The sequence below is a fragment of the Alcanivorax sp. DP30 genome, from assembly GCF_009882945.1.
Classification (GTDB): Bacteria; Pseudomonadota; Gammaproteobacteria; order Pseudomonadales; family Alcanivoracaceae; genus Alcanivorax.
In genome coordinates this window covers 678424-699004 of the sequence record NZ_WTUY01000002.1, presented here as the reverse complement: position 1 = coordinate 699004, position 20581 = coordinate 678424, and the positions used below count along the sequence as shown (strand labels likewise).

Here is a 20581-nt window from a genome sequence, read left to right as displayed (position 1 = left end):
CCGATCGACTGTCTGACCGAAGCCGGTGGTAACTTCGGCGACGTGCAGGACCTGCTGCTGGGTTCCAACCCGCTTACCGAGCAACTATGTCCGGAAGCGGCAGCGAACAGCCCGATTGATCCTGCCGCCTGCTTCATGGAAGCGGCCAGCGGCTTCAACCCGGGTGGCGGTGGCCTGCCGGGTGCCGACGGCAACCCGCTGCAGCCGGTACTGGCGCAATTCTGCCCGGACACCTCCGAAGCAGACCTGGGTCCGACCACCCCCATCGACTGTCTGACCGAAGCCGGTGGTAACTTTGGCGACGTGCAAGACCTGCTGCTGGGCGCCAACCCGCTGACCGAGCAACTGTGCCCGGAAGCGGCGGCCAACAGCCCGATTGATCCGGCGGCCTGCTTCATGGAAGCGGCCAGCGGCTTCAACCCGGGCGGCGGTGGCCTGCCGGGTGCCGATGGCAACCCGCTGGCGCCGGCACTGGAGCAGTTCTGCCCCAATACCGCTGATGCGGATCTGGGTCCGACCACGCCGATCGACTGTCTGACCGAAGCCGGTAACAACTTCGGCAACGTGGAAGAGCTGCTGCTGGGTTCCAACCCGCTGACCGAAGCCCTGTGCCCGGAAGCCTCTGCCAATGCACCGATTGATCCGGCGGCTTGCTTCATGGAAGCGGCCGGTGGCGGTCTGCCCGGTGGCGGCGGTGGGGATAACCCGCTGGCGCCGTTGCTGGAACAGTTCTGTCCGGAAACCGCTGCCGGTGGTGTGGGTCCGACCACGCCGACCGACTGCCTGAGCGAAGCCGGCGCTGGCCTGGCTGCACTGGAAGAGCTGTTGGGCCCGCTGACTGAGCCGAACCCGCTCACCGATCAGGTATGCCCGGACACATCCGGAACCGGTACTGTGGATCCGGCCCAGTGCTTTATCGAGTCTCTGGACAGAGTCGAGCTGCTCAACTCTGAACAAATCGGTCTGCTGCCCGGTTGTCCGCTGCTGAGTGCCTTCAATGATGAAGGTAATCTGTCGCTGACCCTGGGTCTGGCCTGTCTGGTGAACCAGGAAACCGGCGATGGCCTGTCCCTGGAATCCGGCAACGCCCTGACGGATCTGTTCGAAGACCTGCTGGGTGGCTTGTTCTAAGTCTGACCCAGTAACGCAACAGAAAAAGCCCGGCCTTCGCGCCGGGCTTTTTTATGGATTCTCCCTTAGTAGGAGCGCCTCTCGAGGCGCGAACCGAGCGTAGCGAGGTCGTGCACGACAGGGCGGAGCGGCTTGCGAACGTGGGGCTAATACCGGTTCGCGCCTCGAGAGGCGCTCCTACAAGGGTATAATCCCGGACACAAAAAAGCCCGGCGCGAAGGCCGGGCTTTTTCAATGCGGGGGCAGCCTTAGCCATTACGTTTGGGCAGCACATCACGCAGCTTGTCGGCCATACTACGAATCGCGGTTTCGGTGGTGTCCCAGGCGATACAGCCATCGGTGATGGACACACCGTACTCCAGATCGTCCAGGTTGGCCGGAATCTTCTGGTTGCCGAACTTGAGGTGGGATTCCACCATCAGACCGACAATGGACTGGTTGCCTTCCAGGATTTGGTTGGCGATGTTTTCCATGACCAGCGGTTGCAGGCCCGGGTCCTTGTTGGAGTTGGCGTGGGAGCAATCCACCATGATGTTGGTGGATACACCGGCTTTCTCCAGCGCTTTCTCGGCCAGCGCCACGGATACGGAATCGTAGTTCGGCTTGCCGCCACCACCACGCAGTACCACGTGCCCGTACTGGTTGCCCTTGGTGGTGGTCAGCGCCACCCGGCCTTCCGGGTCGATACCCAGGAAACGGTGCGGAGATTGCACACTCAACATGGCGTTCACGGCCACATCCAGGCTGCCATCGGTGCCGTTCTTGAAGCCCACCGGGCTGGACAGACCGGAGGACATTTCCCGGTGGGTCTGGCTCTCGGTGGTACGGGCGCCAATGGCGTTCCAGGCAATCAGATCCTGCACATATTGCGGGGTGGTCGGGTCCAGCGCTTCGGTGGCCGCCGGAAGGCCCAGCTCGGCCACGTCCAGCAACAGCTTGCGGGCAATGTGAAGGCCATCCTGCACCTTGAAGGAATCGTTCATGTAGGGGTCGTTGATCAGCCCCTTCCAGCCGGTGGTGGTGCGCGGCTTCTCGAAATAGACTCGCAGCACAAGGTAGATGGTGTCCTTCACTTCCTCGGCCAGAGCCTTCAGCTTCTGCGCGTATTCCATGGCTGCCTTGGTGTCATGGATGGAGCAGGGGCCGATGACTACAAACAGACGGTGGTCCTTGCGGTCGAGGATGTTGCGAATGGTCTCGCGCCCTTCGATCACGGTCTGGCGCGCATTCTCGGAGAGCGGCAGCTCTTCCTTCAGGGCGTTTGGTGTGATCAGCAGTTCCTGCGAGGCGATATTGAGATCGTCTACCTGTTTATCGGTCATGGTGGTCCTGACTACCTGTCGTTGCGGGAGCCCCCGGCCCGTTCTGTGACGGACCCTGAAAGCGGGCACTCCTTTATATTTAGAGGTTCAGGAGTCTAGCGGAAACCGGCAGCTATAGAAATACGGGCGGGGGAATGTAGCTACAAGCTGCGAGGCGCAGGAAAGGGCGGTAGGGGTTGCCAGGGCTTTACTCCCCGCTGCGACGTCGGAGTATGGCCTTGCAATGCCTCTACACCCTGGCCGCGGGCATGGCATAAGGTGTGGGGGGAGGCTCGGCTTGTCGAGCGAATGCGGCCAGGAACGCGGGCAGTGCCTAGAATCCCATGAGAGCACATCTCGCGCCTTGTAGCTTGAAGCTCGCCCCTAAAGCAGCCCGATCAACTCCTCCACATAGGCCGGCACCAGTTCCGTGGCCAACCCATGCCGGTGCTCGGCAAAGGCGGTGAGCTGCTGGGAGGGCTCCAGGTTCAGTTCGATGGTGTGCGCGCCGTGACGGTTGGCTTCTTCCACAAAGCCTGCAGCAGGGTACACATTGCCGCTGGTACCAATGCTGATAAAGCGGTCGCACAGGGCCAGCGCGCGGTAAATAGTTTCCATCTGCAGAGGCATTTCTCCGAACCACACCACATGGGGACGCAGGCAGCCTTGCTTGCCGCACAGGGGGCAGGGAAGGGCCGGGGACAGGTCGTGATCCACGTCCACCAGCCCACCACTGGTCTGGCAGCGGCCCTTGAGCAGTTCGCCATGCATGTGGATCAGGTTGCTGCTGCCAGCCTGTTCATGCAGATTGTCGATGTTCTGGGTTACCACCAGCACCTTGCCCTTCGGGTAGGCCGCTTCCAGTTTGGCCAGGGCCTGATGAGCGGCATTGGGCTTGATGCCACTCCCTTTCAACTGTTGACGGCGCTGGTTGTAAAAGTTCTGTACCAGCAGGGGATTGCGAAAAAAGGCCTCTGGCGTGGCCACATCTTCCACCCGGTGGTCTTCCCACAGCCCGTCCGCCGCCCGGAAGGTCTTGATGCCGGATTCTGCCGAGATTCCCGCGCCGGTAAGTATTACAATGTTTTCAGCCATTTATCTTCTCGATCAGCCAAGGTTGCTATGGATACCATTATCGATCGCCAGGAAAATCTGACACTCAACGGCCGTGGCAATGTGACCCTGCTGCACTTTCACCAGGGCATGGTGCTGCTGGTGGGGGAAGATGCCGTTGGCTTATATCGGGATCGTATCGCCATCGACGATCCCCTTGCCAATGGTGTCATTGGATACGAATCCATTCCAGCCTCCCTGCAACCGCAGTGGCAGGAGGCCTGCGGCTATGTGCGCGAGCATCAGTCCGGCTATGTGGGGCTTAACCAGGGCGGGGTGCTTTTTATTCGTCCGGATGGCATTGCCCTCTATCCCACGGGTCCCGATGCACTGCAGAATCGGGACATGAGCTGGCTGATCCCGTTTCCGCCATTGAATGCGTGAAGCTGCAACATGCAGCACGCGGTACGCAACACAGGAAAAGCAAAATCGTCATGATCGGCACGCCGTGTTGAAACGCTGGACCGGTACTGAAGAAGTTAATCGACACATATCGCGCTGTTACGCATCTGGTGATGCGTGCAGCGAAAACGGAGTTTTTTATGGCCGAAGAAACCACCCGACTACGCCTTCGCACTCTCACGGAAGAGGATTATCCGGCGCTGGCCAAGCTGATGGACCAGGTCTACCACGATATTGGTGGCGCCTGGCCGGAAGACACCATCCGTACCCTGATCCGTATTTTTCCGGAAGGGCAGCTGGTGATCGAAGACAATGGCGAACTGGTGGCCACGGCACTCACCATCAAGGTGAAGTACGACCGTTTTTCCAACCCGCACCGCTATGAAGACCTTATCACCGATGACAAGGTGCGCTCTCACAACAAGAAAGGCGATGCCCTGTATGGCCTGGATGTGTTCGTGGACAAGGAATACCGAGGTTATCGTCTCGGCCGCCGTCTCTACGAGGCACGCAAGGAACTGTGCAGGGACGAAAACCTGCGTGCAATCCTGGCGGGCGGCCGTCTGCCTGGCTATACCAACTATGCGGATCAGATGCAGGTCACTGAATACATCGAGCAGGTAGAAGCTCGCGCCATCTACGATCCGATCCTGTCTTTCCAGCTGGCCAACGGTTTCGATGTGAAACGTCTGATGAAGGCCTACCTGCCGGAAGACGAAGATTCCCACGGTTACGCCACGCTGCTGGAGTGGGACAACATCCTTTACGAGCCAGAGGATGACGATGCGGAATGGCCGCGCCGGACTGTGGTACGCGTGGGTGTGGTGCAGCGGCGTATGCGTGCTGCCCGCGATGTGCAAGACCTGCTTAACCAGGTGGAATTTTTTATTGATGCGTTATCCGATTACCGTGCAGATTTTGCCGTGCTCCCGGAATTCTTCAGCGCACCGCTAATGGGACTGCGTCCGGAATTGAATTCCGTGGAAGCAGTACGTTTCCTGGCCAGCTTTACCGACGAAGTTCGCGATGCACTGGCCGACATGGCGGTGAGCTACAACATCAACATTGTCGGTGGCTCAATGCCGGTGATCGAGGATGACAAGGTCTACAACGTGGCCTATCTGATGCGTCGTGATGGCTCTGTGGAATCCCAGTACAAGATCCACATCACTCCCCACGAACGGCGCGACTGGGTCATCCAGGGCGGCGATCGTTTGCAGGTGTTCGATACCGATGCCGGTCGAGTAGGCATCCTGATCTGCTACGACGTGGAATTTCCGGAACTGGGCCGCCTGCTGGCCGAAGAGAAAATGGACATCCTGTTCGTGCCCTTCTGGACTGATACCAAAAACGGCTACCTGCGTGTGCGCCACTGTGCCCAGGCCCGCGCCATTGAAAACGAATGCTATGTAGCCATCTCAGGCTCCGTAGGCAACCTGCCACGGGTAGACGCCGTGGACATCCAGTACGCCCAGTCCTCGGTCTTCTCCCCCAGTGATTTCTACTTTCCCCACGATGCCATCATCAGTGAGTCAGTTCCCAATACCGAGATGCTCATGTTTGCGGATGTGGATCTTGAGAAATTGAAGTTGCTGCACCGCGAAGGCTCGGTAACCAATTTACGGGATCGGCGGGATGATCTTTATAGTCTGGACTGGAAGAAAGGATGATTTCGTGCCAGAACGTGATGACTATAGCCGTGGAGACTCCATGAATACCAACTTGATCAAGTATGGTTTTATCGCTGCAGCAATGATGAATATCGGCGGCGTCCTGCTTTTTTCCCGTGCCTTCACCAATGATGCCATCAACCAGGCCGATCCGGTGGTGATGTCCAACTTCGGGTTGCTGATGATTGTGGTGTGGGGGCTGGCCTATCTGGGTGCGGCGTTTATTCAGGGTAATATCCGCTGGCTGGCGGCGGCCTTTGCCATCGAAAAGCTGGTGTATGTGGTGGTGTGGGGAATGTGGATGGCGAACCACAGCCTTGGCGCGGTGTATGAGCAGGATCGGTTTGCCGGAGTGTTTTATAGCATCTATGGACTCAATGATCTGGCGTTCATGCTGTTTTTTGCCTGGGTGTTCATGTCCCGGCGAGCATAGGGGTGATTGGAGCCAGATCCTCTTTTTGATCCTGGCTCTGCTCCTCTTTCGGTTGTCCAGTGGTCTAAGATGGAGCCTCGAAACCTGAAGGGACTCGATCATGCCAACCATCCTCTACACCCTGTTTGCCATTTCCTTCCTGCCCATCTTCATGGCCTGGACCGGGGTGTATTTCCGCATCAAGCAGTTTGGTCGCTTTGATAATTATCATCCCCGTCAACAGCAGGCGGCGCTCGAGGGAACCGGGGCGCGGGTGCAAGCGGCGCAGGCCAATGCCTGGGAATCGCTGATTGTTTTCACCATGGTGTGTTTTATTGCCTATGCCTCGGGGTTGGACCTCAATCGTCTGGATTGGGTGGCGCTGTTGTATCTGGCTACGCGGGTGCTGCATCCGATTCTGTATATCGCCAATCTGGCCTGGTGGCGCTCTGTGGTCTATGCCGTGGGGATGGGCTGCTGTCTGTACATCGTCTTTCTTGCCGCCTGCCAGTAAAGAAGGGTGGAAAGGAGAAGGAGAGAAGTATGGGGCTGAGCATCAAGCGGGTGGTGCCGCTGGAACAGTTCAAACTGATTATCGAATTCGATGATGGCAGCCTGCGTCAGTTTCCTGGTACCCGTGTAGCAGAGACACCGCTGTGGTTTCTGGCTTTTCCCACCAAACTCCGTGCCTGCGATGTGATGCCGTCCGGTTTGCAGTGGCAGCCCGTCGACAAGACTCTGATGTGGGATGGCCAGAATGTCTGGGCGCAGGAAGCGTCGCTGGATATTCCGGCTCTGCTGGAGTGGTCGGCTTGTGTCAGTGCGGAAGAGCTGTCCCAGGGGCTGCTGACCGTGGCCATGACTAACCAGGCGCCCACCGATCAGGATAGCCGTCACCACGTCTATTCTGTGGGGATAAAGCCGTTTTGTGATGGAGCTTGGGTAGTACTGGGAGAGAGTATTGGTGGCGGGTTTGCAGAGCGGGGCGGTTCCGTGGCATTGGCGGTGGAGAATCTGGACAGCTTCAGCGGCTGGCGGCGACACTGTGTGTTGGCTGGCTGCCAGTGGATGGTGCCGCTGCTGGAAGCGGATGCCACGGATGCGCAACACAAGGCTCGCATTCTGGAACGCTATCGGGAATCGCTCACTGCATAACGCAACCAACATGGGAGAGAGGGGGGCATGATCAAGGAATGGGGCCGGCTGTGTGTTGGCATGATCGTCTTGCTGCTGGCCTGCCAAGGCAGCTGGGCCGAGGGCTTCAATAGCAAGCTGGTGGCTGCGGCCATGGAGCGTACTCAGCATAATGTGACTTACAACGGAGCCTATTACCGCCTGGCGTATCCGAACGGTGATGTACCTGCGAACATTGGCGTCTGTACTGATGTGGTGATTCGTTCTTACCGGGCTTTGGATATCGACCTGCAAGTGAAGGTCCACGAAGACATGGCCGCCCACTTTGATGCTTATCCTTCCCGCCGCATCTGGGGACTGACCCGCACCGACCGTAATATCGACCATCGTCGGGTGCCCAACCTGCAGACCTTCTTCACTCGTCACGGAGTGTCGCTGCCCATTACTGATGATCCGGAAGACTATCGGCCTGGCGATATGGTGACCTGGATGCTGCCCGACAATCTGCCGCATATTGGTATCGTCACGGACACGATCTTTACCGACACGGGCCATCCGGGCATTGTGCATAACATCGGCGCCGGCCCTCGGCACGAAGACATGTTGTTCGATTACCCGATCACCGGGCACTACCGCTATGCGCCGCAAGATGACACAGCGAGCACGATGGAATAATTGAGGAGATTCAGCATGGCAACCTATCCCATTGACGGAGCCTGCCAGTGCGGTGGGGTGCGGTACCGTTTGCTGGCTGAGCCCTTGATGGTAGTGGCCTGTCACTGCAAGGAATGCCAAAAACTGTCCACCAGTGCTTTCAGCCTGACCGCCGTAGTCCGTACCGAGGATATTGAATTTCAGGGAGAAATGAAGGAATGGCGGCGCACGGCGGAGAGCGGCAACATGAATGGTGCCAAGTTCTGTCCCGGTTGCGGCAATCGTATCTATCACTTTAACCCTGACGAACCGGACAAGATCAAGCTTAAACCCGCAAACCTTTCAGACACCAGTATCATCCAGCCACAGGCGCATGTGTGGGTGAGTGAGAAGCAGGCCTGGTTCCCCATCCCTGACGGGGTGCAAACGTTCGACACGCAACCCTGAGTAGATGAATTTTGTCGGTATGATCGAGCGCTGGGGTGTCACCGTTATTGCAGTGCTGGATCTGTTCATGGGCGCTGTGATTCTGTTTGCCAGCAATGTGGGAGGCGAACGGGGTGACGACAGCTCGATGCTGGGTGGTTTGAGTCTTGGTATCGGGGTTTTATTGTTATTGCTGGATCGTCAAGGCTGGACTCGCCCGGCAGCGATGATGGCTGCTATCCTTCAGATAGTGGGTTTGATTGGCGCAGCAGTATTTATCTTGCTAGCGGCGCTGTTCGCCTGAATGGCCTTTTTCGCTAACAGGTGGGGGCAAGCCAGGTAATTCTTCGCATCATTTTTGCCATGGATGGAGCATGATCATGAGTGAACTTTCCCCTGTGAACGGCCACTGCCTTTGCGGCAAGGTTTGCCTGACCGCCACACCGAAAAGCCAACATCTTGGCGCATGCCACTGTGATATGTGTCGTAGGTGGGGTGGCGGCCCTCTATTAGTGGTGGACTGTGAGAATGTGGAGGTTAGCGGCGATGACAGCGTGGGGATTTACGCCTCATCGGATTGGGCTGAACGGGGCTTTTGCAAGCAGTGTGGTACTCACCTGTTTTACCGCCTGAAAGAGGGCGGGCTCTATGCGGTGCCGGTGGGCGTGCTGGATGGGGATAGCCATTGGCAGCTCGCCGAGCAGGTCTTTATCGACAGCAAGCCTGGCTATTACTCGTTCGCCGAGAAGACCCGTAACCTCACTGGTGAAGAACTTTTCGCCCAATTCGGGGCAGAGTAGGGCGGCTGTCTCGTCTGGCAGCCCGTTAACGGTGCGCAAGCGTCGAGCGGCCACTTTCACTGGATCTGTTCAAGCGCTTCCTGGCTTTTGCTATTTTGCTGCTCTGCCAAGCTGTTCACCTGTGCCTCGAACGTTTTCAACTGCTCTGCATTCTGTGGGGCGCGTATAGTGCTGGTATCGCCATTTTGATCAACGGTGGTCACTGCCGCTGGGGGCGTGCTTTGCAGTTGTGTCATCACCAGCCAGCCTACGGCCAGCAAGGCGATCAGTAACCCAATCAAACGCATCTTGTTGTTTCCCTCTGCATTGAGACGTGCCCTGACGATGTCAGGCTGCCGTTATCCGGTCAATGACAAAGCGTTTAGCGGTCGGTTTGTCGGAGTATTAGAGCCTGCGGGTTGTGCCTGATTGATCTGAATCAAGAAACGATTACATTGCGCAATGTAACCATTGATGGTGTCACTAATGCCGCTCTAGGATCGGGTTATTCCGATTTTGCGAAGGGGCATGATAATGACAATTCAGGTTGATCCCATCCGCCGAAACCTCAAGTTCGGCCTACCCAAAGACAAAGCCATCAGCTGGAATCCAGCAGGGCTGCATGTCACTCAATTCTTTAACACGCTGTCGATTTTCTTCCCGGCCGGTGAGCGTTTTTTCATCCAAAGCGTACGCAATTACCGCAAGGAGATTGTGGGAGACGAGCTCAAGGAACAGATCTCCGCGTTCATTGGTCAGGAAGGTTTCCATACCCGTGAGCACGAGGAATACAACGAGGCGCTAGTGGCAGCGGGGATGCCCGTTGAGGCAATGGATTCCCTGGTGGTGAAGCTGCTGGAGCTGGTCAAGAAGACCCCTCGCTCATTCCAGCTGGCCGCCACCGTGGCCCTAGAGCATCTCACCGCGGTGCTGGGTGACGTATTGCTTCGCAACGATTCACTGCTGGAGGAGGTCGAGCCACATTTCTCCGCCGTCTGGCGTTGGCATGCCATTGAGGAAACTGAACACAAGGCGGTCTGTTTCGATGCCTATGAGCAGGTCATGGGCAAGGGCGTTCAGGCCTACGGCTTGCGTGTGGCAGCTTTTATCATCGCCAATGTGTTGTTCTGGAGTCTGTATGTGCCGTTCTACACCGCCATGGTGATCAAGGGTGGTGGCCTGCTGAATCTGAAAGGCTGGGGCAAGGTTCTGAATCTGACATTTGGCCGCCCTGGCGTGCTGCGCCGGGCTGTGCCTGACTGGCTGGATTTCTTCCGTCCAGGTTTTCACCCCTGGATGCACGATAACCGTCACTTTCTTGCCCAGGCCGATGCGCTGATGGATGAAGTGGCCAATTTTGACGTGAATCAGGCCAAGGTCGCCTGAGCAGGGAGCGAGACATGAATAGCAAAGTGAAAATTGCGACCAAAACGCTGAAGAAGGAAGTGGCTATTGTGGGCGCGGGTTTTGGTGGCCTGTGTATGGCCATCAAGTTACTGGAAGCGGGTAATGAAGACTTCGTGATTCTGGAAAAGGCCAGCGAAGTCGGTGGTGCCTGGTATTTCAACGGTTACCCCGGTGCCGCCTGTGATGTGCAGTCCCATCTCTATTCGTTCTCATTTTCCGGGAAGGCGGACTGGAGCAAGCGATACGCGCCGCGGGATGAAATCGAGAACTACATTCTCGATACCGTAGAGAAGTATGACCTGCGCCGTTTTATTCGCTTTCAGGAAGAAGTGAATGAAGCCCACTTCGACCACACCAACGGCAAATGGACGGTGCGAACGGCTGCAGGCTCCACCATCGAGTGCCGACATTTTGTGCTGGCATCCGGCCCTTTGCATGTGCCCAACAAGCCGAACATCAAAGGGTTGAGCCAGTTCAAGGGCAAGGTGATGCATTCTGCGGAGTGGGATCATGGCTATGATCTGGTGGGCAAGAAGGTGGTCTCCATCGGGACGGGCGGGAGTGCCATTCAGTATTGTCCCGAGATTGCGCCCAAGGTGAAAAAACTGTCGGTCTTCCAGCGCTCGGCGGCCTGGGTGATTCCCCGTGATGAGCGGGGCTACCCGGCAGTACAGCAGCGCTTGTTCAAGCGATTCCCGGCGCTGCGAAAACTCCACCGCGCACGATTGTACTGGACCAACGAATCCCGTGTGGCTCCGGCGTCCAGCACTCGGGCTGCCAGGCTGCTGGGCACTCTTTGCAAGCAGTTCATCCGCTTTCAGGTAAAAGACAAGGCGCTGGTCAAAAAACTGACGCCGGACTATGCCTTTGGCTGCAAGCGCGTGCTGATTTCCAACAAGTGGTACCCCATGTTCAATCGTGACAACGTGGAACTGGTCACCGCGGGTATCCGGGAAGTGAAAGCCAATAGTGTGGTGACGGACGACGGCGTCGAGCATGAGGCAGACTGCATCATTCTTGGCACCGGCTTTGTGGTCGATCCGCGTATCTACATGAAAGATTTCCCGATGACCGGGTTGCCGGGACGCGATCTGCACAAGGACTGGGCGGATTCTTCCGAGGCCTACTATGGTATGACAGTGAGTGGTTATCCGAACCTGTACATGCTGGTGGGCCCAAACACCGGGTTGGGTCACAACTCCATCGTGTTCATGATCGAGTGTCAGGTGAACTACATCATGCAGTGCCTGAATCTGTTGAAAGCGGAAGGGGCAGACTATCTGGATGTGAAACCGGCCGCCCAGCAGGCGTTTAATGATGATGTGCAACGTCGGCTTCAGGGCACCACCTGGACGTCAGGGTGCACCAGCTGGTACCAGCAGGAAGATGGCAAGAACTTTGCCCTGTGGCCTGGCTCCACCTGGCGCTACTGGCTGAAGACACGGCAGGTGCGCAGTACCGATTATGAATTTGTGCATGTGGAGGAAACAGAAAAAGAAGCGGTTTCTGCCTGAGTGTTGTTGAGAAAATACAGTGGTACTTATCAAGGGGCTTCGGCCCCTTTTTATGTCGTTCTGCGGCCAACACCCTTCGTCGTAAGAGCCTGGCCTTTCGAAGCTCGCTTCTTTTGGTCCCGTCTAGGCTCGGATCGCCTGCAGGCATGCTCCTGCGGGAGTAGTAGAAAATTGGCAAAACGCATGCCTTGTGGTTGCCTGATTGGAGGGTGATATCCATATCCTTTAAACCTGCAAGCAGGTTGCTTGTAGCTTGTTGGGGATCAGGGCAATCTTGTTCCCTGATAAAACATAAAAAATGAAGTTCGTTTCAGGGAAGAGGTGGGGAATGACACTGAGTTTGAATACCAGTAAGGGGATGTGGTCCTTAGCGGTGCTGCGGGTTTCACAAACCACGGCAAAGGTGTGGGTCGGGACACTGTTCCATACGTTGAGGAAACCGGAGCAGGCTTGTGTCGAGCTGATTCATCCAGACGGTACACGTATCCGCAAGGATATCGGCAGCAAGGATTGGCAGCGTCCCTTCCGGTACGTCTATCAGCGCTTTTACACCACCATTGAGTTCGAGGATCTTGAGCCAGGTACTCACTACGAAGTGGAATTTATCCGCCGAACGGATTCTATCTACCGTGATATTGAGGAGTGGCAGGTGCTTCGGCATGGGCAATTTGATACGTTGCCTGCCAGCTTGCCCGTGGCGGGAGAGCGCCCCTTCACTGTGGCGCTCGGCAGCTGTTTTTATGCGCACCGTGACGGTGGGCAGGCGGCGGGTTCTTACCGTGCACTGTATGAGCGAGGACCTGAATACGCCCGGCCCCATGTGACTTTCCTGACTGGGGACCAGGTGTATCTGGATATTGGTTTTGACTCCCTGTCTTTTGTGCGCAGCGAAATTCGTGAGCGGGTGGCCGATGATTATGCCCAGCATTGGCAGTTGCTGGGCAGTGTCCTCAGCCGTGGTGCCACCTGGATGTTGCCGGATGATCATGAGTACTGGAACGATTACCCCTTCTACGATTCCCTTATTCCCACCTTGCTTGCCTTGAAAATCGATGATGTCCGTGAAACCTGGACCAAGGCGTCCGAAGATGGTGTTCGCCGTATTCAGCAAAGCCCACGGGTTGAGACCTTCAGTATTGATGAGCTGTCATTCTGTATGGCGGATCTTCGTTCCTATCGGGACGATGAGCGCTTTCTCCCTGATGCTGATTTCAAGAAACTGACGGATTGGGCGCGGGGGTTAAATGGTCCGGGTGTGTTAGTAATTCCACAGCCCCTGATCGTGGCTCCCAATCCACTGGAGCGAAATCTGCTGAGTTACCGGGGTCAGTACAAACGCCTGCTCGAGGCACTGGGCAGCACCGGCCATGACATCGTGGTAATGAGCGGCGATGTGCATTTTGGCAGGATCGCCACCACCATGCTCGGCCCAAAGGGTGGCAAGCTGGTAGAGGTAATTGCTTCACCACTGTCTAACCTGACCTACCTGGACGGGGTGGCCACCTCAACGGCGGAGTTGGAGCCCGGACCATTCCCGCATTCATCCATCCCCATTCCCGGCTGGACACCCTCTGAAGTGAAATGCTCTGAATCCGCGGCGGTGAGTATCCGCAAGGGTTGGCTGCTGTCGGCGTATCCCAGGGACCGCACCACTGAGCATTTCATGACAGCAGCGTTCCAGCGCAATGGCCAGGGCGATGTTAACCTCAAGGTCGATGCCTGGCGGGTGCGTGATCGGGATGATGCCAACCTGCCGAAAAGAGACTTTGTCACCTTCGATGTGACGCTTACCTGATGGGTGGGGTTTTGTGGTATCCGGTTGGCGGGACGTGTTCTGCTGGTGCCATTTAATGTGGCCCACCCTCAAGGGGCGTGGGTTAACCATCAGTCTTCGGGTGAGCCGGGGTTTCGTAATCAAACGTATTGAGCGCCGTTCAGTGTCGTTTGGCGCAGGCGTAAATCACGGCGGCCACAGGATGCCCAAGCCTAGCCACGATAGACCGTCGTAGATACCATCGCCCAGCAGCCCCGCAGTGCTGGTAAGGCCAATAAGCAGGGGCGGGGCGAAAATGCGGCCCATAATGCTCCTCCTGTTGTGGGGTGTTGTAGGGGGTACTCATGACATCCTGTTTGCCGAGAATGCCCAGGGAGCCACCTTCTGCGACCTGACCCCCGATTAAGCTTCCCTAAGGCCTTCTTTGGAGGCATCCGCGCTGTTTTGAACGGTAATGGTTTCCAGCTCGTTAACAGTGCCGGGTGATTCGGCCGGGGTCACCGAGGCCGAGAGGCAGGCGAAGGGAAGGTGAGGGCGGCAAGACGGAAAGGCAGCTGGGACATCATGAGGGGCTCTCAAGGAAACAGGGAAGATGATTATAAATATACGATTCGTAATGAAAGGCAGTATCGATAATATTTGTAATAGGCAATGACGACTGTTTCATAGGCATTATTGATGAGTTGCTCTCAGGTATGATGAGCCCATGACATCCCGCTATGGCCGACTCGATCGTTTTCTCAGTGCCGCCCTGCAACAAAGCCGCCAGTCATTGCGTCCTTTGCTGGCAGCGGGGAACGTGCGCGTGAATGGTGAGGTGGTGATGGATCGTCAGCGCCGTGTGGGACCGTTTGACCGTATCGAGCTGGGGGAGCGGCTTCTTCAGGACCGGGAGCCCCGTTATCTGATGTTGAACAAGCCGCCCGGGGTGGTCAGTGCCACCCGCGACGACAGGCACACCACGGTGCTGGATCTGGTGCCGCCGGAGCTTAATGACGAACTGCATCTGGCGGGCAGGCTGGATTTCAACAGCACTGGCCTGGTGATTTTGACCAACGACGGTGCCTGGTCACGACGTCTCAGTCAGCCGGAAACCGGAGTCTGGAAGCATTACCGGGTGACGCTGGAAGAGGCTCTGGATCAGCGCGATGTGGCGGCCTTCGCGGCAGGTATGCGATTTGAATTCGAGGGCCTGGTGACGCGGCCAGCCCGGCTGGTGATTCGCGGCTCGAACCAGGCGGATGTGTGGCTGCAGGAGGGGCGTTACCACCAGGTTCGGCGCATGTTCGCGCATCGGGGAAACAAGGTAAAAACCTTGCACCGGCTGGCGGTGGGGAATGTAAGGCTGGATGAAACGCTCGCGCCCGGCGAATGCCGGGCGCTGACGGAACATGAGGTGAAAACCATCGCCGATTAGATCAGGGGTTTGCCCTTGGCAAGGCGACGACGGAAGTCGCGCAATGGCAGGATATAGGCCGCCTGTCGAATGGGACGGGGTAGAAACTTCATGCTTTTGCCAAAGAAACGCAGGTTACGGTCGAACTTGCGCTGCTTGTCGTCATCCCATTCCAGCTGCATCTGTTCGCGGACCTCCGGGGGGAGGAAGCCGGCAGTCATCAGCCGGTTAAAATTGCCCATCAGTTTCCGGGTAATTGGGCTGAGAAACTTCAGGTCCGCAATGACCATCAGAAACTCACGGATACGGTCGTCAATATGCAGCTGCTTCAAGCCGTTTTCCCAGTATTCCTCAAAGGCTTCAAGGTCTTTTGGCCACATGTCCTGACGCACTTGCAGCGTGGTGCCCAGCGGATGCGACAGTTGATATAGCTCTTCCTGTTCGGCGCGGCTCAGAGGCCGATGTACTTTTTCGTAGGTATCCACAAACCCCCAATACAGGCAAGCGGCGACCCACAGTTGCAGCTCCGGATTGAAGGCATTGTATTGCACCGGAGATTCCGAGGTGGAATGCACATGTTTATGTGCGCCGTTTACCGCACGGCGATAGGCCAGCTTTTCATCGCTGGTGCCCATCATGGCAACCGCCAGATAGGTGAAGGTGGTACGGGTGCGCTTGAGCGGGTGATGCATGATGGAGCCACTTTTCACGCGGCTCTCCGCAACACCATACCCAACCTGGGGCAGGGCGAGCTGCATGATGATATTGGCACCAGCCGACAGGATCACAGTGAGATCCATGATGCCCGGGAATTTCTTGTCCAGCTCTTTGGCAGTCAGCGGTGTTGGCCACTGATGCTCAAGCCGGGTTTTGTTATCGAAAGCAGTGGCTTGTGCAGTCATTATTGGTCTTCCTCGAAGGCCGGCAAACTGCCGGTCATACGCTCGTTTCATTTATGCTATCCAGCAAGGCGCCATTACACAATGAGACAAATTAAATCATTTGTTTCCCATGACAAAAAATCAGTGAAAGAACAGGAAAGTGTGCCTATTTGGTTCGATTGTGCATGAATTTTGCTGATTGCATGGGGCTGGTATCAGCAACTTGTTCGTCAGTCGGGTTTAGCGTGGAGTGTAAGGGCAGGGAGGGAAGCGGCTTTGACGTGTGGCCTGGATTCGCGGGGCTCTGGCAAAAAGGTTTAAGAGGTCAGTATTGAAATGGGGCGTTTTTCGCGTGCAGGCACTCTCCTGCGACAATATTCCTGCGGGTGACGTCAGATCTCGGAGCAGTCTGTATCCCGCTAAATCATCAATCATAAAAAAGGCGTCCCGGAGGACGCCTTTTCAGTGACACGAAGGTTGGTTCGAATTACATGTTCGGGTAATTCGGGCCACCAGTACCTTCCGGCGCCACCCAGTTGATGTTCTGGGTTGGGTCCTTGATGTCACAGGTCTTGCAGTGTACGCAGTTCTGGGCGTTGATCTGGAAACGCTTGTCGCCAGTGTTCTCGTCCTCGACCACTTCGTACACGCCTGCCGGGCAGTAACGCTGGGCCGGCTCGTCCCACTTGGGCAGGTTCACCTGCAGCGGTACGCTCGGGTCCTTCAGCGTCAGGTGACAGGGCTGATCTTCTTCGTGGTTGGTGTTGGACAGGAATACGCTGTCCAGCTTGGCGAAGGTGATCTTGCCGTCCGGCTTCGGGTAGTCGATCTTCTTGCACTGGTCCGCCGGCTTCAGGGTGTCATGGTCCGGGGTGGTGTCGTGCATGGTGATCGGCAGCTTGCCGTTGAACAGGTTGATGTCCACGAAGGCAAAGGCAGAGCCGATGAAGTTGCCGAACTTGTGCTGGGCAGGACCAAAGTTACGCTGCGCGTGCAGCTCTTCGTAAACCCAGCTCTTGTCGAAGGCTTCCTTGTACTCGGTCAGCTCATCGCTGCCGCGGCCGCCTTTCAGGGCTTCAGCCAGAATCTCGGCGGCGATCATGCCGGACTTCATGGCGGTGTGTGTGCCCTTGATCTTGGCGAAGTTCAGGGTGCCGGCGTTACAGCCTACCAGCAGACCACCCGGGAAGGTCATCTTCGGCAGGGACTGCAGGCCGCCCTTGGCGATGGCACGGGCGCCGTAGGAAACGCGCTTGCCGCCTTCCAGATGCTTCTTGATTTCCGGGTTGGTTTTCCAGCGCTGCATCTCGTCAAAGGGAGACACGTGCGGGTTGGAGTAGGCCAGATCGGTGATCAGACCCAGGGCAACCTGGTTGTTCTCGATGTGGTACAGGAAAGCACCACCCGGGGAGCCGGACTCGCTCAGCGGCCAGCCAGCGGTGTGTACCACCAGACCTTCCTGGTGCTTGGCCGGATCGATGTCCCACAGTTCCTTGATGCCGATACCGTAATGCTGCGGATCGGTGCCGTCACGCAGGCTGTACTTTTCCATCAGCTCTTTACCGAGCTGACCACGGCAGCCTTCAGAGAAGATGGTGTACTTGGCGTGAAGCTCCATGCCCGGCATGTAGCTATCTTTCTTCTCGCCATCGTGGCCGATACCGAAATCACCGGTAGCGATACCCTTAACGGAACCGTCTTCGTTGTAGAGGATCTCGTTGGCAGCGAAGCCGGGGAAGATCTCGATGCCAAGACCTTCAGCCTGTTCGCCCAGCCAGCGGCACAGGTTACCCAGGGAAATAATGTAGTTCCCTTCGTTGTGCATGGTCTTGGGAACGAACAGGTTGGGCACTTTCTGTGCTTTTTCCGGGCCTGTCAGGTAGAAGATCTCGTCACCGGTTACCTTGGTGTTCACCGGGGCGCCCATCTCTTCCCAGTTGGGGAACAGTTCGTTCAGGGCGCGCGGCTCGAGGACCGCACCAGAGAGAATATGGGCGCCAACTTCAGAGCCTTTCTCTACAACAACAACACTGATTTCCTGACCGGTTTCCTGGGCGATCTGGCCCAGACGGCAAGCAGTTGCCAGACCGGAAGGACCGGCGCCGACGATGACTACGTCGACTTCCATAGATTCGCGTTCCACAGCCTTCTCCTCGCTATCGGATTGCGTTTCGGCCCGGAAGCCACTGAGAAAGACGTTCTGGAGAGGAGAAACCTCTTTGCTGGCAGAAAATCTTTCTCAGCAGCCGACCGTGGCCAGACTTGGGGTGGCGCGGAGTATATAGAGATAGAAGTATCCGCACCACTGTCAGGGTTTCTCTGATTGACCCTGCTGACCGCTGATTCTGTCAGGATGGGTAGCTTCTATATAGCAGAAGCCGGTGTCACAGCGTCGTGATCAGAGACGTTTTCAAACAACCGTTTGGATTATCTCTTGCTAGATGCTTGATTTTCAAGAAAATGGCCGACCGGGAAGTCACGCCGGTAGTGACCTATTTGCAGCAAAATCATCTGCTTACAGATTTTCGGCCTATTGACCTGCTGTGGCCGAGCGTTCAAGATAGCGGCTCTTTCGCGGGGGTGGACCCGGCAACGGCGTCATGTCGCCTCCTTCTACAAGTCACCCAATGGAACATTCCGAGGATCCTATGAAGGTTCTTGTACCCATCAAGCGGGTCGTTGATTACAACGTCAAGGTTCGCGTGAAGGCTGACAACACTGGTGTTGATCTCGCCAATGTTAAAATGGCCATGAATCCCTTTTGTGAAATCGCTGTAGAAGAAGCGGTGCGTCTGAAAGAAAAGGGTGTGGTTACCGAAATCGTTGCCGTTTCCATCGGTCCCAAGACCGCTCAGGAACAGCTGCGTACTGCCATGGCACTGGGCGCTGATCGCTCCATCCTGGTAGAAACCGACGAAGACGTTCAGCCGCTGGGCATTGCCAAGGCGCTGAAGGCCATCGTTGATGAAGAGAAGCCTGAGCTGGTTATTCTGGGTAAGCAGGCCATCGACGGTGACAACAACCAGACTGGCCAGATGCTGGCTGCTCTGACCGGTATGCCGCAGGGTACCTTCGCTTCTGAAGTGAATGTTGCCGATGGCAAAGTGAAAGTGACCCGTGAAATCGACGGCGGTCTGCAGACTGTAGAGCTGACCCTGCCGGCGGTGGTGACCACTGACCTGCGTCTGAACGAGCCGCGGTACGCGTCTCTGCCGAACATCATGAAAGCCAAGAAGAAGCCGCTGGACACCAAGACCGCAGCTGATCTGGGCGTTGACCTGACTCCGCGTGTGACCACTGTAAGTGTTGAAGCACCGGCCGAGCGTCAGGCTGGCATCATCGTTGGCTCCGTTGACGAGCTGGTCGAGAAACTGAAGAACGAAGCGAAGGTGATCTGATGAGTGTATTAGTTTACGCCGAACACGATAACGCCGCGCTCAACAAGGTCACCCTGAGCGTAGTTGCTGCTGCCAAGGCTATCGGTGGTGATATCACCGTCCTGGTTGCTGGTAAGGGCTGTGGCGCCGTTGCTGAAGAAGCTGCCAAGATCGATGGCGTTTCCAAGGTACTGTGCGCTGACAACGATGCCTACGAGCATCAGCTGGCTGAAAACGTTGGTGATCTGGTTGCCGAAGTGGCTGCCGATTACACCCACGTTCTGGCTGCCGCCACGACTACTGGCAAGAACTTCGCTCCGCGCGCTGCTGCGCTGCTGGACGTAGCCCAGGTTTCCGAGATTTCTGAAGTGATCGACGCAGATACATTCAAGCGTCCGATCTACGCCGGTAACGCCATCGCTACCGTGAAGAGCTCCGATGCCAAGAAAGTGATCACCGTGCGTGGTACTTCCTTCGACGGCGTTGCCGCTGAAGGTGGTTCTGCTGCCGTTGAGAACATCGACGTGGCCAAGGACGCTGGCACTTCCTCCTTCGTGGGCGAAGAGCTGGCCAAGTCCGACCGTCCTGAGCTGACGTCTGCCGAGATCGTGATCTCCGGTGGTCGTGGCATGGGTAACGGCGAGAACTTCGAAATCCTGTACAAACTGGCTGACAAGCTGGGCGCTGGCGTGGGTGCATCCCGTGCTGCCGTTGATGCAGGCTTCGTACCGAACGACATGCAGGTGGGTCAGACTGGCAAGATCGTTGCCCCGAACCTGTACGTTGCTGTGGGCATCTCCGGTGCCATCCAGCATCTGGCCGGTATGAAAGACTCCAAGGTCATCGTTGCAATCAACAAGGACGAAGAAGCCCCGATCTTCCAGGTGGCGGATTACGGTCTGGTTGCTGACCTGTTTGAAGCAGTACCGGAGCTGGACGGCAAGCTGTAAAAAGCCTGCTTTCCGCACCATAAAAAACCCGGCCTTGTGCCGGGTTTTTTTGTTTTTGAGCTACGAGCTACAAGCTGCAAGCTTGATTGGAATGGCAGGGGCCGAAAAGCTCCGCGTGTCACGTGATTTCTACGAAGCCGCTGTAGGAGCTTGCCTGCAAGCGATCCGAGCCTAAGCGAGGTAAGGGTTCCAGAAGCGAGCTTCGAAGATCAAAAACGAGGGGAGGCCGCGAGGTTTGGGCTCTCGCAACTCGAAACTTC

20 protein-coding genes and 1 pseudogene are annotated in these 20581 nt (G+C 56.8%); 16 read left to right on the top strand and 5 right to left on the bottom strand.

Going from position 1 to position 20581, the window contains the following annotated elements:
* Positions 1-1131 (top strand): annotated as a pseudogene (locus tag GQF00_RS03810) (hypothetical protein); the annotation flags it as partial.
* A 248-nt stretch (positions 1132-1379) separates the two neighbouring features.
* On the opposite strand, the gene GQF00_RS03805 reads toward GQF00_RS03810, so the two are convergent.
* Together GQF00_RS03805 and cobB are read right to left on the bottom strand one after the other, a co-directional pair.
* Positions 1380-2453 carry a 3-deoxy-7-phosphoheptulonate synthase gene (locus tag GQF00_RS03805; RefSeq protein WP_161317802.1) on the bottom strand — a complete coding sequence of 358 codons (1074 nt, stop codon included), beginning with the start codon at positions 2451-2453 and terminating at the stop codon, positions 1380-1382.
* Between the two features lie 363 nt (positions 2454-2816).
* Entirely contained in the window at positions 2817-3527 is a 711-nt protein-coding gene (cobB, locus tag GQF00_RS03800) for a Sir2 family NAD+-dependent deacetylase (protein ID WP_161317801.1), read from the bottom strand.
* A gap of 27 nt (positions 3528-3554) precedes the next feature.
* Between cobB and GQF00_RS03795 the strand changes: the two genes are divergently transcribed.
* The 9 genes from GQF00_RS03795 (at position 3555) to GQF00_RS03755 (ending at position 9043) form a co-directional block, all read left to right on the top strand.
* Positions 3555-3929 (top strand): hypothetical protein, encoded by a 375-nt coding sequence (locus GQF00_RS03795; protein ID WP_161317800.1) that lies wholly within the window; start codon positions 3555-3557, stop codon positions 3927-3929.
* Between the two features lie 158 nt (positions 3930-4087).
* Positions 4088-5617 (top strand): bifunctional GNAT family N-acetyltransferase/carbon-nitrogen hydrolase family protein, encoded by a 1530-nt coding sequence (locus GQF00_RS03790; RefSeq protein WP_161317799.1) that lies wholly within the window; start codon positions 4088-4090, stop codon positions 5615-5617.
* Positions 5618-5657: 40 nt separating this feature from the next.
* A complete protein-coding gene (locus GQF00_RS03785) occupies positions 5658-6050 on the top strand; it encodes a hypothetical protein (protein WP_161317798.1) in 393 nt (130 codons plus the stop codon).
* Positions 6051-6150: 100 nt separating this feature from the next.
* Positions 6151-6543, top strand: a complete 393-nt coding sequence (locus GQF00_RS03780) for an MAPEG family protein (RefSeq protein ID WP_161317797.1) — start codon at positions 6151-6153, stop codon at positions 6541-6543.
* A 29-nt stretch (positions 6544-6572) separates the two neighbouring features.
* Positions 6573-7184 carry a hypothetical protein gene (locus GQF00_RS03775; RefSeq protein WP_161317796.1) on the top strand — a complete coding sequence of 204 codons (612 nt, stop codon included), beginning with the start codon at positions 6573-6575 and terminating at the stop codon, positions 7182-7184.
* 27 nt (positions 7185-7211) lie between these two features.
* On the top strand, positions 7212-7838 hold the full coding sequence (locus tag GQF00_RS03770) for a DUF1287 domain-containing protein (RefSeq protein ID WP_237440363.1): 627 nt from the start codon (positions 7212-7214) through the stop codon (positions 7836-7838).
* A gap of 15 nt (positions 7839-7853) precedes the next feature.
* Positions 7854-8264, top strand: coding sequence for a GFA family protein (locus GQF00_RS03765; RefSeq protein WP_161317795.1), 411 nt, complete (start codon positions 7854-7856; stop codon positions 8262-8264).
* A 4-nt stretch (positions 8265-8268) separates the two neighbouring features.
* Complete coding sequence (locus GQF00_RS03760) at positions 8269-8547, top strand: hypothetical protein (RefSeq protein ID WP_161317794.1); 279 nt, start codon at positions 8269-8271, stop codon at positions 8545-8547.
* A gap of 76 nt (positions 8548-8623) precedes the next feature.
* Positions 8624-9043 (top strand): GFA family protein, encoded by a 420-nt coding sequence (locus GQF00_RS03755; RefSeq protein ID WP_161317793.1) that lies wholly within the window; start codon positions 8624-8626, stop codon positions 9041-9043.
* Positions 9044-9099: 56 nt separating this feature from the next.
* Here the strand turns inward: GQF00_RS03755 and GQF00_RS03750 are convergent, their stop codons facing one another.
* On the bottom strand, positions 9100-9330 hold the full coding sequence (locus GQF00_RS03750) for a hypothetical protein (RefSeq protein ID WP_161317792.1): 231 nt from the start codon (positions 9328-9330) through the stop codon (positions 9100-9102).
* A gap of 226 nt (positions 9331-9556) precedes the next feature.
* Between GQF00_RS03750 and GQF00_RS03745 the strand changes: the two genes are divergently transcribed.
* The 4 genes from GQF00_RS03745 (at position 9557) to GQF00_RS03730 (ending at position 15134) form a co-directional block, all read left to right on the top strand.
* Positions 9557-10408: a metal-dependent hydrolase gene (locus GQF00_RS03745; RefSeq protein WP_161317791.1), complete on the top strand. Its 852-nt coding sequence runs from the start codon at positions 9557-9559 to the stop codon at positions 10406-10408.
* A 14-nt stretch (positions 10409-10422) separates the two neighbouring features.
* On the top strand, positions 10423-11943 hold the full coding sequence (locus tag GQF00_RS03740) for an NAD(P)/FAD-dependent oxidoreductase (protein WP_161317790.1): 1521 nt from the start codon (positions 10423-10425) through the stop codon (positions 11941-11943).
* A gap of 328 nt (positions 11944-12271) precedes the next feature.
* On the top strand, positions 12272-13738 hold the full coding sequence (locus GQF00_RS03735) for a hypothetical protein (protein WP_161317789.1): 1467 nt from the start codon (positions 12272-12274) through the stop codon (positions 13736-13738).
* Between the two features lie 685 nt (positions 13739-14423).
* Positions 14424-15134 carry a pseudouridine synthase gene (locus GQF00_RS03730; protein ID WP_161317788.1) on the top strand — a complete coding sequence of 237 codons (711 nt, stop codon included), beginning with the start codon at positions 14424-14426 and terminating at the stop codon, positions 15132-15134.
* On the opposite strand, the gene GQF00_RS03725 is transcribed toward GQF00_RS03730, so the two are convergent.
* The gene (locus GQF00_RS03725) at positions 15131-16015 is read right to left on the bottom strand and encodes an oxygenase MpaB family protein (protein WP_161317787.1); all 885 of its coding nucleotides are present in this window, start codon (positions 16013-16015) and stop codon (positions 15131-15133) included. The genes GQF00_RS03730 and GQF00_RS03725 overlap by 4 nt on opposite strands.
* Before the next feature lie 466 nt (positions 16016-16481).
* Positions 16482-18137: an electron transfer flavoprotein-ubiquinone oxidoreductase gene (locus tag GQF00_RS03720; protein WP_161317786.1), complete on the bottom strand. Its 1656-nt coding sequence runs from the start codon at positions 18135-18137 to the stop codon at positions 16482-16484.
* Positions 18138-18642: 505 nt separating this feature from the next.
* Between GQF00_RS03720 and GQF00_RS03715 the strand changes: the two genes are divergently transcribed.
* Both GQF00_RS03715 and GQF00_RS03710 read left to right on the top strand, forming a co-directional pair.
* Entirely contained in the window at positions 18643-19392 is a 750-nt protein-coding gene (locus GQF00_RS03715) for an electron transfer flavoprotein subunit beta/FixA family protein (RefSeq protein WP_035230762.1), read from the top strand.
* The gene (locus GQF00_RS03710; protein WP_161317785.1) at positions 19392-20321 is read left to right on the top strand and encodes an electron transfer flavoprotein subunit alpha/FixB family protein; all 930 of its coding nucleotides are present in this window, start codon (positions 19392-19394) and stop codon (positions 20319-20321) included. Before GQF00_RS03715 ends, GQF00_RS03710 begins: the two co-directional genes overlap by 1 nt.
* Positions 20322-20581 lie beyond the last annotated feature (260 nt).